Genomic DNA, 15,972 nt, shown 5'->3' on the forward strand with positions numbered 1-15,972 from the left:
AAACAACGTTCTAATTAAGCCTTTTTATTGGCTAATTCAACTGCATCAGCTTCCTTTTGAATAAATGGTGCTACACTTTTGTATACAGCCATAGTTATTCCAGATGCAACGAAACCTTTCAAAATATTAAATGGTAATATTGAAAGTATTACAAAGGTGTTTAAATTGGTTATATGAGAGTTTATTTTTGATCCCATAGCCACTACTGCACTTACTGGAAAATGTAATACTGTTTCATATAAAGGTAATACCACAAAGTAATTCATTATACTTGCTCCTACTGACATAACTACAGTTCCTACAAAAAGCCCTGTAATTGCTCCACCCTTTGTCTTTCTTTTCTTATATATTATTCCTGCGGTGCAAACTAATAATGAGCCTACAACGAAATTCGCTAATTCTCCTATAAATGCGGTTCCACCAACAAATATACCATGTAATATATTCTTCACAAGTTCTATTGTTATTCCTGCAATAGGTCCAAGTGCAAATGCACCTATAAGTGCTGGCAAATCACTTATGTCGATTTTTAAAAATGCAGGAAATATTGGTATAGGAAGTTCGATAAACATTAATAGAAAACCTATTACACTTAACATTGCTGTCTTTGTCATAAAATTGAGTTTTGATTTTTTCATTTTTTTACCTCCATTTTTGACATCTTCAAGCTAGTGCATAAACATTAAAAAGCCCTGACTAAAAAAGTCAGGGCAAAACGTACTAAACACGTAGTTATCTCCTTTATCCAGACTATACTGTCGGCCTCGGAGTTTCACCGAATCATACCAAATACTTGGTCCGCGGGCTATACCGCCGGTAGGGAATCTCACCCTGCCCTGAAGATTGTCTTTATTTTATTAATTTAATTATAATCAACTTTCTTAATAAAATCAATAGTAAATTTTATTAATTAATAACGATAATTACCTTTTCATAGAAAGTGCTATTCTATTTCTCTTTTCATCTACCTCTAAAACTGAAACTTCAACTATGTCTCCAACCTTAACCACATCTAATGGGTGCTTTATAAACTTATCTGAAAGTTCACTTATGTGCACTAATCCATCTTGATGAACACCGATATCTACAAATGCACCAAAGTCAGCTACATTTCTTACTGTTCCTGTGAGAACCATACCCGGTTTAAGCTGGTTAATATCAACTATCCCTGTCTTTAATATTGGTTTTGGCATCTCTTCTCTTGGATCTCTTCCAGGTTTTTTTATTTCTTTGATTATATCTAAAAGTGTAGGAACTCCTACTCCTAATTTGTCAGCAAGCTTTTCTGCACCTAGAAATTTAACTTTATTATCAACATCTATAATGTTTCCATTTTTTATGTCGGCTTCAGTATATCCTAATATTTCTAGAAGTCCTTTTGTAGCCTTATAGGATTCTGGATGAACTGAAGTATTATCTAGGGCTTCTTTGCTCTCCATAACCCTTAAAAATCCTGCACACTGTTCAAATGCCTTTGGTCCAAGCCTTTTTACCTTTAGTAGTTCTTTTCTACTGCTAAATTTACCTTTTTCTTCTCTATATTCAACAATGTTTTTAGCAATATTTGAATTTATACCTGAAATGTATGAAAGCAATGATGGTGTTGCTGTATTTAAATCTACTCCAACATTATTAACGCAATCTTCAACAACTCCACTTAAAGATTCATCTAACTTTTTAGCAGTTACATCATGTTGATATTGACCTACTCCTATGGATTTTGGGTCAATTTTAACTAGTTCTGCTAAAGGATCTTGAAGTCGCCTTCCAATGGAAATAGCTCCTCTTATTGATACGTTTATATCTGGGTATTCCCTACTAGCAAGTTCAGAAGCTGAATAAACAGATGCACCTGCCTCTGAAACAATAACGTAATACAAGTCTATTCCTTTTTCTTCTTTGACTTCTTTAATTAATTTTGCAACGACCTCTTCTGACTCCCTACTTGCAGTTCCATTTCCAAGAGATATCATTCCGACGTTATGTTTATACACAAGTTTTTTTAACGTATTTATTGAGCCATCTACGTCATTTTGAGGGGCTGTAGCATATACTGTTGCAGTGTCAAGTAATTTTCCAGTTTCATCTAACACCGCTATTTTACATCCGGTTCTAAAGCCAGGATCATATCCAAGTACTGCTTTTCCTTTAATTGGAGCTTGCATTAAAAGTGCTTTCAAATTTGCCTTAAATATTTCTATGGCCCCATTTTCCCCTATTTCAAAAAGTTCTGATCTTATTTCCCTTTCAATAGAAGGATATATAAGTCTCTTTAGAGAATCCTTCACACTTTCTTGTATATAAAAATCAGAATTTTTATTATCTTTTAAACACTTTAGGTTCAAGTATTCAATTATTTTATCATCTTCGCATGTTATTTTTGCAGTTAAAACCTTTTCTTTTTCACCTCTATTAATAGCGAGTATTCTATGAGGTGGAATTTTATTTACTGCTTCTTTATAATCATAATACATTTCATAAGGAGTTGGCTCCTTGCTGCTTCCGCTGGTTTCAATAAAGCCTTCCTTTTGAACATAATTTCTTATCCATTTTCTATATTCAGCTTCATCTGAAATCATTTCGCTTATAATGTCTAAAGCGCCACTAATAGCTTCTTTTATTGAGTTCACACCTTTTTCTTCGTTTATGTAAGCTTCAGCCATAACTGAAACGTCTTCTTTTAACTCTCCTGAAAAAATAATTTCTGCTAATGGTTTTAAGCCCTTTTCTACAGCTATAGTTGCCCTTGTTCTCTTTTTCTGCTTATACGGTCTATATAAGTCCTCAACTTCTGTCAATGTAGCAGCTTTAGTAATATTGTCTTTTAACTCTTCAGTAAGCTTTCCCTGTTCTTCGATAGCTTTAATTACAGCTTCTTTTCTATCATTTAAATTTCTAAGATATGTAAGTCTTTCATATAAATTTCTAAGGAGTGTATCATCTAGACCTCCAGTTCTTTCCTTTCTATATCTAGCTATAAAAGGCACAGTGCTTCCTTCATCAAGCATCTCTACCACACTATTCACTTGCTTTACGCTTATTTTTAATTCTTCAGCTAATCTAGCATTTATGTTCGTCATCTTTTTCCTCCTGATAATTAAATATAAGTATATTATATCATTTTTATTCATATTATGATTAAAGAAATAATAAACAGTTAGGAGTTATAATGAGTAAGAAGTTAATAACACTATTTTTTGCCATATCACTATTGCTTTTTGGATTCAGTCTTCAACGATTCATTTTAACCTACAAATTTAGTACAACGGAGGTTGTAAAAAATATAAATTATCTATCTTCTGACGTTTTTAAGGGAAGATTAGCTGGTACACTTAACAATGAGGCGGCCAGTGTATATATAAAGTCTCAGTTCGAAAAAGCAGACATAAAACCTCTTTTTAAAACTTATTATGAAAATTTCAACGTAACATACCCTGAAAAAATTGAAGGTTCTCCTCACCTCAGTGTACTAGATAAAAATGGCATAATAATAAAAAATTTTGAATACAATAAAGACTTTAAAGAGGACACGCTATCCTTTAAACAAAATCACCTGAGTTTTTCAAAGGTATCATCCACAGCTGTTGGTAATGATTTTTTAAAAATAAAATCCGGAAATAATATTTGTGTGCTTTATGCTCCTGCCGATAATAAACTATCCTTTAGAAGTTCCTTCGATGAAAGTAGTAAGCTGGCTTTAATCGTTGTTGTAAAAAAGGACGTGCTTAAAACTATAAAGGAGTACTTAGAGAAAGATGATAGTATAGATTGTTTTATTCCCTACAAAGAAAGTAATGCAAATATACATAATGTAGTTGGATACATAAAAGGAAGAGATCAAACACTCCCACCAGTTATTATATCCGCTCATTTTGATCATATGGGGAATGATTTATCTGGAAATATTTATTCTGGTGCTTTAGATAACGCTTCTGGAACAAGCTTTATTATTGAAATGGCTAAATATATAAATTCTCTTGGTACACCTGATAGAAATATAATTTTTGCCGGTTTTAACGCAGAAGAATTTGGATTTAAAGGTTCAAGCACCTTTGCTAAAGATTATAGTCCAAAATTAAAAGGCAGCAAAGTATTTAATTTTGATATGATAGGCGGAAGGAGTTCAATTCCACTATCTATAATGGGTTCTAAAAACGATAATAAGAATACTCCCCTTGTAAAGGAGATATCTAATATATGTACCTCTAGTGACATAAGCTACAGTTATATTTTTCAAAATTCTAGTGACCATACCCCTTTTAGAAATCTTGGGATTGACGCTGTAACTTTTTGCGATGATGACACAAGTAGAATTCATACTACTTCAGATAAGTCAGCATTCATAGATAAAACCTCTATACAAAAATGTTATACTGTTGCTTCAAAGGAAATTTTAACTTCAGCCTTTACAAAAAACCCACTAGTACTATACGACAAACTTATACTTATATTTTCAGGTATAGGAACAGGTGTATGTATAATTTATATAATCAGTCTAAAGTTTACTAAAAAGAAATTAAATTAGCTGCTTTTTCATCTAGAATAATAGTTACATCCTGATGCAATTGTAAAATCGATGCAGGTGTTTCCGGTGAAATTTTGCCCTTTACAGTGTTATATATAGCTTTAGCCTTTGACTCACCAGAAGCTAATAAAATAATCTTTTTTGATTGCAATATAGTCTTTATTCCCATACTTATGGCTTTCACTGGAACTTCATCTATGGAATTAAAAAATCTTGCATTTGATTTTATAGTTTTATCATCTAGACTTACAAGGTGTGTCTGTGCCTCAAAACTGACATTAGGTTCGTTAAAGCCTATATGTCCATTCACACCTATCCCAAGAATTTGTAAATCCATTCCATCTGCTTCTTTTATTTTTCTATCATAGTTTATACATTCTTTTTCAACGTTTTGAGCAGTACCATCTGGTATATTTATATTACTCATATCTATGTTTATATATTTAAAAAAATTGTTCATCATGTAGAAATAATAACTTTGACTATTATTTCTATCAACTCCATAATATTCGTCTAAATTAAAAGTTTTTACTTTTGAAAAATCAATTTCATTTTTTTTATATTTATTTATTAGTTCTTTATACATGCCTAAAGGGGTATCTCCAGTAGCTAATCCTAAAACACTATCTTTCTTTAGCAGTACCTGACTCGACATAATTGCTGCTGCTTTTTTACTCATTTCTTCATAATCTTTCACAACTATTAATTCCATTAAAAACACCTCTTCATCCTTTTATTTTTTATATACTATTTTTCCATTAACAATAGTTTGCTCTATGCAAAAATCTTTATCAAATATGATGATGTCAGCATATTTTCCAGTTTCAATACTTCCAATTTTATCATCAAGTTTAAGATTTTTTGCTGGGTTTAACGAAGCCATATTAACTGCATCATATATATTTATATCCGTATAGTCCATAAAATTTTTTACTGCTTTATTTAATCTTAAGATACTTCCAGCAAGAGTTCCATCTTCAAGCCTTGCAGAATTGTTTTTAACAATAACCTTTTGTCCTCCTAATTCTGAAATGCCATCTTTTAGACAACCTGCTCTCATTGAATCCGTTATTAACATTAATTTGTCTATTCCTTTTATCTTAACAAGTGTTTGAAAAATCGATGGGTGAACATGAATAGTATCAGCTATTATTTCACAATAAGTATCGCTATTAAAAATAGCCCCAACAACACCTGGTTTTCTGTGATTAAATGGAGTCATAGCATTAAACATATGAGTAGCACTATCTACACCCATGTTTATAGCTTCCATTGCTTCTTCATATGTTGCATTAGAATGCCCAATAGATAAGCTGATATTTGTTTCTTGTTTTATTTGCTTAATAAAACTAAAATCTTTATCTTTTTCCGTTGCTAGAGTGATTATCTTAATGACATCTTTAAATTTTTCAATAAATTTATATTCCGGTTCAATTATATAATCTTCTTTTTGTGCGCCTTTATATTTTTCACTTATAAATGGGCCTTCAACATGAGCACCTAAAATTTTAGCACCTTGTAAATTTAACTTCATGCAATGTTTTATATTGGACAACGCATTATATATCTTTTCTCTATCCATGGTCATAGTAGTTGGGAGAAAAGCTGTTACTCCATTTTGGGCTATAACTTTACTAATACTCTTTATAGCATCTATTTCATCATCCATAGTATCATATCCACCAGAGCCATGAATATGTATATCAATAAATCCTGGAGATACGTAGTTTCCTTTTGCATCAATTATTTCTATGTTTGAAATTTGTGTGGAATTTATTTGTTCTTTAAATTCATTTTCATCAATGATACTTTTAATTGTATCATCAAAAGTCACAACTTTATTTGTAAGAATTTTATTAGGTGTTATAATCTTTCCGTTTATTATTGCTTTCATTTAAAGCACCCCCTCAATTATTATTTATAATTATCTAAAACATCAGCTGTTCTTCCATTGTGCTCTTCTAACATTAATTTTGCTTCTTCCACCCTTAAGCCTGTTTCAATAACAATTATGGCTACTTTAGGATCATAATCACATTTCTCAAGAATTTCATCAATTTTATTTTTATTAGCATTTGTAGCTAAACAAACCATTTCCCTTACTCTATCTTGAAGTTTTTTATTTATTGGCTTCACATTTACCATTAAATTCAAATATGTCTTTCCAAATTTTATCATAGATGTTGTGCTAAGCATATTTAAGATCATCTTTTGTGCAGTTCCTGCCTTCATTCTCGTTGACCCCATTAAAATTTCTTCGCCTACATCCACCGATATTGTCAGATCACAAATATCTTTTATTTTACCAATACTTGAACACATTATCCCTATAGTCTTACATTGAATTTCTTTTCCATATTCCATAGCTCTTCTTACGTATGGAGTGTTACCACTGGCAGTTATTCCCACTAAAATATCATTTTTATTTACATCTATAGATTGAAGATCTCTCACTGCTAACTCTTCATCATCTTCAGTATGTTCAAGCCATCCACTTAACGCACCTTCACCACCAGAAATAATTCCTTGTACCATTGAATCATCAACTCCAAAAGTTGGAGGACACTCTGAAGCGTCTATAACTGCAAGCTTTCCGCTAGTTCCACTTCCAACATATATTAGTCTTCCCCCAATTTCAAAACTTTTTACAATTAATTCTACTGCTTTTGAAATTTGTCCTAACTGCTCTTCTACTAAATATGCTATTTTTTTATCCTCATGGTTGATTTTCCTTATAATTTCTAAGGTACTTAAAGTGTCTAAATTTACTATTTCTTTGCCCATATTTATCACCTTTTCTATAAATTAATCTAAGCAAATATGTATAGTTGTATATACAATATTTATTTGAAAGTTATTTACTCTAAAATAACTTCATATTTATACTTATCACTTCTATAAATTGCATTAGTATATTCAATATGTATTCCATCTTTCGTATAGGTGTTTCTCTTGAATAATAATGCTAATGGCGTACTGGGTTCATTTAAAAGTTCCCGTTCATATTCGTTAAGCATAATAGGTTCTATAGTCTGCTTAGCCATACTAGGATAGTAATTATATTTTTCTCTAAATACATTGTATAACGACTTTCCTTCTATCATTTCCATAGTTAAGTCTTTGCATAAGTTATGGGGAATAAAGGCAGTTTCAATAGCAACTGGTTCATTGTCACTTATTCTTAATCTTTTTATTTCTATAATTTTATTATCTTCCCCAACCAAGTTAAGCATATTCTTAACTTGCCTTGTTGCTTGTTTAACTTCAAAGGATAAAATCTTAACATCACTATTTAGTCCATTTTCATCCATTTCCTCTGTGAAACTTTTCAAATATTTTAATTGATGCTTCTCCTTTGGCCTTGCTACAAAGGTACCCTTTCCCTGTTCCCTATAAAGTACACCTTGGTTAACAAGCTCAAGAATCGCTTTATTTACAGTCATCCTGCTAACACCTTGAATTTCACATAATTCTCTTTCTGTAGGTATCATATCTCCATTTTTTAATTCTTCATTTTCAATCATTTCTAAAAGTATTTCTTTAATTTGATAATAAATAGGTACTGGATTATCTTTTGAAATTTTCCTCAAGTTAAGAACCTCCTACTTGTATAATAAATAGACACTAACTGTTTTTTGTTATTAAAATGTAATTGAAACATATACGTTTCTTATTAATATAACTATAACATATAGTTGACATGTTGTATATACCAATTTGTAAATTTTTAAAACCATATTTTAAGAGCAAAAAATCCTATGTACTTATAGCGAGATTTTTTGCTCCAAATGCTTACCAAGGTTAATTTATCTATTGCATGTTTTTAAATGCTTTTCTTACAACCTGTATTGTTTTTTCTATATCTTCTTCAGTGTGAGCATCTGATATAAAAAAAGTTTCAAATTGTGATGGTGGTAAGTATATGCCATTTTCAAGCATTAAAGAAAAATATTTAGCAAAATCTTTTAAATTAGATTTTTTAGCCTGCTCATAATTTGTGACCTTTTCTTTAGAGAAAAAAACCGTCATCATAGAGCCAACTCTGTTTACAGTAGCTTCTATATTAAACTCTTTTATAGCTTCTTCTATTCCAATTTGAAGTTTTTCAGCTTTTCTTTCAAGTTCAACATAAACATTAGGATTATCCTTTAAATATCTTAATGTTACTATTCCAGCTGTCACAGAAAGTGGATTCCCAGAAAGTGTGCCTGCCTGATACACAGGTCCAAGTGGAGCAATACACTTCATTATTTCTTTTTTCCCGCCATATGCTCCAACAGGTAATCCTCCTCCTATTATTTTTCCAAAACAAGTGATGTCTGGATCAACATTATAAATACTCTGTGCCCCAGAAAGTGCTAATCTAAAACCTGTCATAACTTCATCAATGATAAGTAGACTTTTGTGTTCTTTAGTTATTTTTCTTACATAATCCATAAATTCTTTAGTTGACGGAACAACTCCCATATTTCCAGACACTGGTTCCATGATAATTGCTGCAATATCATCACCATATTTTTCAAATATATCTCGTACAGATTCTATTTTATTATATTCTGCAACTATAGTTTCTTCAGTTATATTCTCTGGTACCCCACTGCTACTTGGGACCCCATGTGTAAGTGCTCCAGAACCAGCCTGGACTAAAAGGCTATCTCCATGTCCATGATAATTACCTGCAAATTTTACAATCTTATTTTTGCCAGTGTAACCTCTTGCAAGTCTTATTGCACTCATTGTAGCCTCCGTACCTGAATTAACCATCCTTATCATTTCTACAGAAGGTACAATTTCCTTTATTAATTCTGCAATTTCAACTTCCAATCTTGTAGGTGCCCCATAACTTAATGATTTATCAACTTGTTCTTTTAATTTGTCATTTACAATTTTTCTATTATGACCTAAAATCATTGGTCCGTATGAACCTACATAATCAATGTATTCATTACCATCTTCATCATAAATTTTGCTTCCGTTAGCCTTTGTAATAAAAGGTGGAACTAAATCAACATCCTTAAAAGCTCTTACTGGACTATTAACACCACCTGGTATACTATCCTTAGCTCTATCAAACAATCCCTCTGATATAATATCCTTCACTGTATTTTACGTTACGTATAAAACTCTCTTACGCGTAACTCCTCCTCTCCTAATACTAAATAAATCATAGCATAAAAATAATTAATGTTAAATAATTTGTATACCTTTAAAATATAAATTATAATATACTTGTCTTAAAACTATAAATATTATGAGGTAATGATACTATGAGAAAGAGAAACTATGTAATAATTTTTTTATTTATAATTGTCGTTTTAGGTGTAATTATTTTCAAAATATATCCAAGTCCTAAAACCTCTGAACTTACTAATACAAGCACACTAGATGCCACAACTCAAGACTTTAGTGTTTTATTACCTTATAAGAGCAAATACATGGGTAACAATAGCAGCATAATAAACATTAATAACAATTTGCCCTTATCTGAAATAAAAAAATCTTTTTACCTTAATCCAGATACACTAACTGTAGAGATTAATTATGCAGAAGCTTCAAAAAATATAAACTATAAAAAATTAAAACAATGCATTATTTATAATTCAACATCAAATTTTGTACTGATAAATAACTTGCAAACTATTAAAATTAATTTTACAGATAAAACCTTCACACTATCAAGAAATTCACTAGAAAAGTGGTATGGAAAAAATCTTTTAGAGTTACAGAATGTAAACAATTTTAAATCTCAAGTACAAAATAAACTTAATGATGAAAATTATGTTGATAAATTTATGCAGGAAGTTGTAGATAAATAATAATATGAAAAGAAGTATTATTGAATACTCTTCGCTAATACTTCTCAACATTATGAATTTAAGATTTCTTGTGTTAACTTATAACTTCATACACATATTAATAAAATATTTATGAAACTCAAGATTTTTTGTGAGTTCAGGATGAAAAGATGTTGCAAGCATTTTTTTCTGTATTACAGCCACAACATTTCCGTCTACTTTGTGAACAACTCTTACACCCTCACCTATGCCAGTTATATATGGAGCCCTTATAAATACAAGTGGAATGGCTTTGTCTGATACTTCCTCTATGACTTCATCCTTGCTAAAACTATCAACTTGACTTCCATATGCATTTCTTCTGACCTTTATGTCCATAACTGCAAGATGTGCTTTGTCTTCATTTTCAATTTCTTTTGCTAACAGTATCATACCAGCACAGGTTCCCCACACCGGCATTCCATCATTTATTCTATCTTTAATTAAATTTTCAAGTCCTGTATCTCTTAAAATTTTACTTATAGCAGTACTCTCACCCCCAGGTAATATCAATCCGTCTATGCATTTTATGTCATAAACATTTTTTACTTTAATAGCTTCATGCCCTAAAGCTTCAATATGATGTATATGTTCTGACACCCCACCTTGAATAGAAAGTACCCCAATTTTCATTTTACCAGCCTCTTTCTGCATACTTATCATTTAAATCTCTAATATCAAGTCCCGCCATTGGCTCACCTAAATCTTCTGATACTTCTGTAAGAACTTTAGGATCATTGTAATAAGTTGTTGCAAGCACTATGGCCTTTGCTCTTTTTTCAGGATTAGACGATTTAAATATTCCAGAACCTACAAAAACTCCTTCAGCTCCAAGTTGCATCATAAGTGCTGCATCTGCTGGCGTTGCAATACCACCTGCCGCAAAATTTACAACCGGAAGTTTACCTTCCTTCCAAACATATTTAATTAAATCATACGGTGCAGATAACTCCTTTGCTATAGTCATAAGTTCCTGCTCATCCGCATTTTTTACTTTTCTTATTTCATCCATCATGCATCTCATATGTCTTACTGCTTCAACCACATTTCCTGTACCTGCTTCTCCTTTTGTCCTTATCATTGCGGCCCCCTCTCCAATTCTTCTTAGCGCCTCTCCAAGATTTCTTGCACCACAAACAAAAGGAGCCTTAAAATCATGTTTATTTATATGAAAACTATCATCCGCTGGGGTTAGAACCTCACTTTCATCTATAAAATCAATTTTTAGATTTTCAAGAATTTGTGCTTCTACAAAATGTCCAATTCTAACCTTAGCCATTACAGGTATTGAAACTGCTTCCTGTATTTCCTTAATCATTTTAGGATCTGACATTCTAGCAACACCACCTTGCTTCCTTATATCAGATGGTACTCTTTCAAGTGCCATAACTGCTGATGCCCCAGCTTTCTCCGCAATTATAGCTTCTTTTGCATTTACTACATCCATTATTACCCCGCCTTTTAGCATTTGAGCGAGATTTTTGTTTAATTCATAATTTTCCATAATAATAGCCCCCCGTTTATTTAATAAGTTTTATTAAATATTAACTCAAACTCTTTAATATTTAAAATGTATGGATACAATATGAATCATATACAGATTATTTAATAATAAAATAACTTATAAAACTAAACCCAAGTTTTATTCCATAAAAAACTATTATTATTCCACAAACTATGTTTATTCCATTCATAATTTTATTACTAAAAATATTTTTAAATTTAACTGTAAAAATTGTTATTCCCGTAAACCAAGTAAAAGATGCGATGCAAACACCAACGATAAAAAACCCCTTTGTATTATACGGAAGTGCTAGCCTGTATCCTCCCAATAAAAGCGATCCATCTATAATAGCTTGTGGATTAGCAAATGTAACCATAAAACATGATGTTATAACTTTAGCAATGCTTTTGTCTACATATTTTTCATTGTTTTTAACTTCTATTTTTTGTGTTATAATCTTTAAACCTAAATATATAACAACTATTGATCCTATAAATAAAATTGTCAATTTTAGAAGTCTATATTGCTCCATAATACTTCCAACTCCAAAGAAGCAAGCTAATGCAAGTGATATATCAAAAAACGATGTGATAAATGCCGTCTTGTAAGCCTTAATTTTCTTACTAACCATAGCTGAATTTATTACATAAAGATTTTGCATACCAATTGGAGCAACGTACGCAAACCCAAGCATAAGCCCTTGAAAAAAATATTTTATCACATATATCCCCCTCCCGTCTTAGAAATTATATATGATAAATATGATTATGTAACCAACCAAACAAATTTTATTAAGTCCAACCAAAAAAATAACTGCTTATTTAAGTTCTAGCAGTTATTTCTATAACTATTTCAGAAAGCCTTTTTAGCGCACTTTCTAATTCTTTTATATCAGCGTAAGAATAAGATATTCTTATATTGGAATTTTTTACAAAATCATATATACTTCCAGGATTAATAAGTATTCCTTCCTCACAACACATTTTAAATAATAAATCTATAGATATATGTTTTTTTAATTTTAACCATATATAAAATCCGCCTTTTGGAACATTCCACTGGGCAATATGTTTAAAATATTTTTCTAATATTTCAATTGTAATATTTCTTCTTACAACTAAATTATTTCTAAGCTTTTCAATGTATTTTTCATATAAACCACTTTCAATAAACTCTGACAAAACTGCTTGAGATATGGAACTTGAGCCATAATCAGCTTGCATCTTTATATCCGCTAGACGATCAATAACAGCTTCAGGTCCAACAATCCATCCTATTCGCATACCAGCAGCAAGGCATTTTGATACTGTTCCTATATATAAAACCATTCCATCCTTATCTTTAGACTTTAGCGGCATTGGTGGCTTTTCCTCTAACCAAAGTTCTCTATATGCATCATCTTCTATAATTGGCAGTCTTTTTTCTCTACATAAATTTAATACTTCATCACGCCTTTCTTCAGTTTGTAAAATTCCTGTAGGATTATGAAAGGTTGGAATCGTATAAAGAAGTTTTGTAGATTTATTTATTGAATTTCTAAGTTCATTAACATTAATTCCATGCTCATCCATTCCAATTCCCTTAAGTTTCATACCCTCTGACTGAAATATATGAAGTGATTTTAAATATGACGGTTTTTCAGTTATAATAGTTGACGCTTTAGGGAGGATGCCCATTGATAAAAGCTGTAATGCTTGTAATGAACCCGATACAATTAGTACTGCTTCTGGTGATGTTTTTATACCAAATTTTTTTACATACTCACTTATAGCCCCTCTTAACTTTATAGATCCCTTAGGTTGTTCATATCCCATTGATTCAAGATTATTTGATACTTTATGAAGAATTTTTTTCATAGCTTGTTTGGGATATAAACTTGGTGAAACTTCACCTGTTCCTAATCGTATTATGCCATTTTTAAATTCTAACTTATTAATCATCTGGATTGTACTCAGATTAGGCTTATATATTCCTCTTTCGATATATCCTTCCCATTTCGGAGTTCTAGAATTATTTAGAAGTGACCAAGTGTTGTTAACCACTACTGTTCCACCACTATTTTTACCTTCTATTAATCCTTCTGCCTTTAAATCTTCTAATGCAGTTATTACAGTACTTCTATTCACTTCTAAAATTTCTGCAAATTCCCTTTGTGTAGGAAGTTTTGTTCCTATTGTCCATTCACCACTAGATATTTTTTCCTTAATAAATTGGGCTATTTGTTTGTATAAAGGAATAGCTGATGTTTCAGAAGGTTTCCAATCATCATTCAGCATATTCTTCCATCTCTTACTTCAACGATTCTATCAGTTTTTTCTGCAATTCTCTCATCATGAGTTATTATTACAAAGGTTGTCTTAAATTCTTTATTAATATCTCTTAAAAGTTCATATATATTTTCACTAGATTTTGAATCCAAATTTCCTGTAGGCTCATCTGCAAGAACTAATCTTGGATTGTTTATAAGCGCCCTAGCAATAGCTGCCCTCTGCTGCTGTCCTCCTGAAAGATTATTTGCTAGATTATTTCTTACTTCTGAAAGTCCAACTAAATTTAAAAGTTCTTCAGCTCTGTTTATTGTTTCTTTATTAGGTTTTGAGTTCCCTATGGAATATGGCATAAGAACATTTTCAAGTGCCGTAAATTCAGGTAATAAATAATGAAATTGAAATATAAAACCTATGGTCTTGTTTCTAAGTTCTGCTAATTCATTCTTTTTCATGATGTCAGTCCGTTTTCCATCTATATATACTTCTCCTTTAGTTGGCCTGTCTAAAGTTCCCATTATGTTTAATATAGTACTTTTTCCACTCCCAGAAGCACCAATAATAGAATTAAATGAATGTTCTTCAAAACTTAGATTTATTCCATGTAAAATCTCTGTTTTTATTGCTGTTCCATATATTTTACTTATGTTTTTTAATTCAATAATTTTAGCCATTCTTTATCACCTCAATTGGATTTAATTTTGAAGATTTTATTGCTGGTATTAATGCAGCAATTGTAGAAGATGCAACCGCTATAAATGCTGACAATACAATGAACTTATAATCAAAATACAACGGTACTAGCGGTGTTCCATCTGGATTCAATGCAAATTTTGTAAATGAATATGTTAAACCTAGTCCAATTAGTACTCCAAATATTGCACCAAAGATTCCAAGAATTAAACCTTCAAATAAAAATATTAGACTTGCCACTCTATCTTTTATTCCCATGGCCTTAAGTATTCCAAGTTGTTTTGATTTCTGCATTACCGTAATAGCTAAAACACTTGCTATTCCTAAAATTACCGATATTAGTACAAACACTTGTATCATTATGCTAGATGCACTTTGCCCACTTAAACCACTTAAGGTTGCTGCATTTTCCACTTTCCAGTTATCAACGTTAAGATTGCTTTCATTCAGTTTACTTTTTATATCTGCAGCTATAATATCTGCCTTAAACACATCATCAACTTGCATTTCAATGGATGTAATGTTGTCTCCAAAATTAAATATTGTCTGTGCGGTTTTTAAATTCGTAATTATCCAAGATTTATTTATACTAGAGACCTTTAGGTCATAAAAACCTGTTATTTTAACTTCTTGTCTTGTACCTTGTGGTGTAAGTATAGTTACTTTATCTCCAAGCTTTAAACCCATATCTTTCTTTAAATCTTTTCCTACTAAAATTTCATTATCGCTACTAGGTTTTGTTCCATCAACAATGTTACTACTAATTTTATATATACTATCTGCAGCTGAAAATGTAACTCCTCTTAATAAAATTGGTTCTGTCTTATCTCCCTTTTTAATAAATCCAGATGAATCTGCTACAGCTGATACACTATTTATTCCAACATTTAAGCTTTTAATGTCTTTAATCTTTGATTTCCAATCTTTGATAACTTTATTATCATTTTTTGAGGTTACTGTTATTTGAGATGAACTTCCTACGGTTTTATCAATAAGACTTTTTTGAAGACCTTGAATCAATGTACCTATAAATACTTGGACTGATACACCTATTGCAATTCCTAATACAATTAGTATTGTTTGTCCTTTACTTGATTTTAAAAATCTAGCTGCAATTTTAAACGCTAATCTCATTTTCCATACCCCCTC

15 protein-coding genes and 1 riboswitch are annotated in these 15,972 nt (G+C 31.0%); of the genes, 2 read left to right on the forward strand and 13 right to left on the reverse strand.

Annotated features, from left to right (window positions below; genetic code table 11):
• Window positions 1–14 precede the first annotated feature (14 nt).
• Window positions 15–638, reverse strand: a complete 624-nt coding sequence (locus B8978_RS12125) for an ECF transporter S component (RefSeq protein ID WP_084116300.1) — start codon at window positions 636–638, stop codon at window positions 15–17.
• 92 nt (window positions 639–730) lie between these two features.
• Window positions 731–848, reverse strand: a riboswitch (FMN riboswitch).
• A 75-nt stretch (window positions 849–923) separates the two neighbouring features.
• The gene (locus tag B8978_RS12130) at window positions 924–3,080 is read right to left on the reverse strand and encodes a Tex family protein (RefSeq protein ID WP_084116301.1); all 2,157 of its coding nucleotides are present in this window, start codon (window positions 3,078–3,080) and stop codon (window positions 924–926) included.
• A gap of 89 nt (window positions 3,081–3,169) precedes the next feature.
• Between B8978_RS12130 and B8978_RS12135 the strand changes: the two genes are divergently transcribed.
• Window positions 3,170–4,525, forward strand: coding sequence for a M28 family metallopeptidase (locus B8978_RS12135; protein WP_084116302.1), 1,356 nt, complete (start codon window positions 3,170–3,172; stop codon window positions 4,523–4,525).
• Here B8978_RS12135 and nagB read toward each other — a convergent pair.
• The 5 genes from nagB to hemL all read right to left on the reverse strand — a co-directional run bounded on the left by nagB (window position 4,506) and on the right by hemL (window position 9,625).
• Window positions 4,506–5,237: a glucosamine-6-phosphate deaminase gene (gene nagB / locus B8978_RS12140; protein WP_084116303.1), complete on the reverse strand. Its 732-nt coding sequence runs from the start codon at window positions 5,235–5,237 to the stop codon at window positions 4,506–4,508. The two genes, B8978_RS12135 and nagB, sit on opposite strands and share 20 nt — an antisense overlap.
• Window positions 5,238–5,258: 21 nt before the next feature.
• Window positions 5,259–6,419, reverse strand: coding sequence for an N-acetylglucosamine-6-phosphate deacetylase (gene nagA, locus B8978_RS12145; RefSeq protein WP_084116304.1), 1,161 nt, complete (start codon window positions 6,417–6,419; stop codon window positions 5,259–5,261).
• A 20-nt stretch (window positions 6,420–6,439) separates the two neighbouring features.
• Window positions 6,440–7,309, reverse strand: a complete 870-nt coding sequence (murQ, locus tag B8978_RS12150; RefSeq protein WP_084116305.1) for an N-acetylmuramic acid 6-phosphate etherase — start codon at window positions 7,307–7,309, stop codon at window positions 6,440–6,442.
• 74 nt (window positions 7,310–7,383) lie between these two features.
• On the reverse strand, window positions 7,384–8,115 hold the full coding sequence (locus tag B8978_RS12155) for a GntR family transcriptional regulator (RefSeq protein WP_084116306.1): 732 nt from the start codon (window positions 8,113–8,115) through the stop codon (window positions 7,384–7,386).
• 220 nt (window positions 8,116–8,335) lie between these two features.
• Entirely contained in the window at window positions 8,336–9,625 is a 1,290-nt protein-coding gene (hemL, locus tag B8978_RS12160; protein ID WP_084116307.1) for a glutamate-1-semialdehyde 2,1-aminomutase, read from the reverse strand.
• Window positions 9,626–9,792: 167 nt separating this feature from the next.
• On the opposite strand from hemL, the gene B8978_RS12165 reads away from it, so the two are divergent.
• On the forward strand, window positions 9,793–10,341 hold the full coding sequence (locus tag B8978_RS12165) for a DUF4825 domain-containing protein (protein ID WP_084116308.1): 549 nt from the start codon (window positions 9,793–9,795) through the stop codon (window positions 10,339–10,341).
• 78 nt (window positions 10,342–10,419) lie between these two features.
• On the opposite strand, the gene pdxT is transcribed toward B8978_RS12165, so the two are convergent.
• The 6 genes from pdxT to B8978_RS12195 form a co-directional block, all read right to left on the reverse strand.
• Window positions 10,420–10,992: a pyridoxal 5'-phosphate synthase glutaminase subunit PdxT gene (gene pdxT / locus B8978_RS12170; RefSeq protein WP_084116309.1), complete on the reverse strand. Its 573-nt coding sequence runs from the start codon at window positions 10,990–10,992 to the stop codon at window positions 10,420–10,422.
• A 1-nt stretch (window position 10,993) separates the two neighbouring features.
• Complete coding sequence (pdxS, locus tag B8978_RS12175; protein ID WP_084116310.1) at window positions 10,994–11,863, reverse strand: pyridoxal 5'-phosphate synthase lyase subunit PdxS; 870 nt, start codon at window positions 11,861–11,863, stop codon at window positions 10,994–10,996.
• A gap of 97 nt (window positions 11,864–11,960) precedes the next feature.
• Window positions 11,961–12,584 carry a LysE/ArgO family amino acid transporter gene (locus tag B8978_RS12180; protein WP_084116311.1) on the reverse strand — a complete coding sequence of 208 codons (624 nt, stop codon included), beginning with the start codon at window positions 12,582–12,584 and terminating at the stop codon, window positions 11,961–11,963.
• Between the two features lie 100 nt (window positions 12,585–12,684).
• Entirely contained in the window at window positions 12,685–14,139 is a 1,455-nt protein-coding gene (gene pdxR / locus B8978_RS12185; RefSeq protein WP_084116312.1) for a MocR-like pyridoxine biosynthesis transcription factor PdxR, read from the reverse strand.
• On the reverse strand, window positions 14,133–14,804 hold the full coding sequence (locus tag B8978_RS12190) for an ABC transporter ATP-binding protein (RefSeq protein WP_084116313.1): 672 nt from the start codon (window positions 14,802–14,804) through the stop codon (window positions 14,133–14,135). Before B8978_RS12190 ends, pdxR begins: the two co-directional genes overlap by 7 nt.
• Window positions 14,797–15,957: an ABC transporter permease gene (locus tag B8978_RS12195; RefSeq protein WP_084116314.1), complete on the reverse strand. Its 1,161-nt coding sequence runs from the start codon at window positions 15,955–15,957 to the stop codon at window positions 14,797–14,799. Before B8978_RS12195 ends, B8978_RS12190 begins: the two co-directional genes overlap by 8 nt.
• Between the last annotated feature and the right edge of the window lie 15 nt (window positions 15,958–15,972).

The sequence above is a fragment of the Clostridium acidisoli DSM 12555 genome (assembly GCF_900176305.1).
Classification (GTDB): Bacteria; Bacillota; Clostridia; order Clostridiales; family Clostridiaceae; genus Clostridium_I; species Clostridium_I acidisoli.

What these genes read in the sequence shown, in the direction of transcription:
- B8978_RS12125 (WP_084116300.1), bottom strand. Translation starts at nt 638, where the DNA reads ATGAAAAAATCAAAACTCAATTTTATGACAAAGACAGCAATGTTAAGT.
- B8978_RS12130 (WP_084116301.1), bottom strand. Translation starts at nt 3,080, where the DNA reads ATGACGAACATAAATGCTAGATTAGCTGAAGAATTAAAAATAAGCGTA.
- B8978_RS12135 (WP_084116302.1), top strand. Translation starts at nt 3,170, where the DNA reads ATGAGTAAGAAGTTAATAACACTATTTTTTGCCATATCACTATTGCTT.
- nagB (WP_084116303.1), bottom strand. Translation starts at nt 5,237, where the DNA reads ATGGAATTAATAGTTGTGAAAGATTATGAAGAAATGAGTAAAAAAGCA.
- nagA (WP_084116304.1), bottom strand. Translation starts at nt 6,419, where the DNA reads ATGAAAGCAATAATAAACGGAAAGATTATAACACCTAATAAAATTCTT.
- murQ (WP_084116305.1), bottom strand. Translation starts at nt 7,309, where the DNA reads ATGGGCAAAGAAATAGTAAATTTAGACACTTTAAGTACCTTAGAAATT.
- B8978_RS12165 (WP_084116308.1), top strand. Translation starts at nt 9,793, where the DNA reads ATGAGAAAGAGAAACTATGTAATAATTTTTTTATTTATAATTGTCGTT.
- pdxT (WP_084116309.1), bottom strand. Translation starts at nt 10,992, where the DNA reads ATGAAAATTGGGGTACTTTCTATTCAAGGTGGGGTGTCAGAACATATA.
- pdxS (WP_084116310.1), bottom strand. Translation starts at nt 11,863, where the DNA reads ATGGAAAATTATGAATTAAACAAAAATCTCGCTCAAATGCTAAAAGGC.
- pdxR (WP_084116312.1), bottom strand. Translation starts at nt 14,139, where the DNA reads ATGCTGAATGATGATTGGAAACCTTCTGAAACATCAGCTATTCCTTTA.
- B8978_RS12190 (WP_084116313.1), bottom strand. Translation starts at nt 14,804, where the DNA reads ATGGCTAAAATTATTGAATTAAAAAACATAAGTAAAATATATGGAACA.
- B8978_RS12195 (WP_084116314.1), bottom strand. Translation starts at nt 15,957, where the DNA reads ATGAGATTAGCGTTTAAAATTGCAGCTAGATTTTTAAAATCAAGTAAA.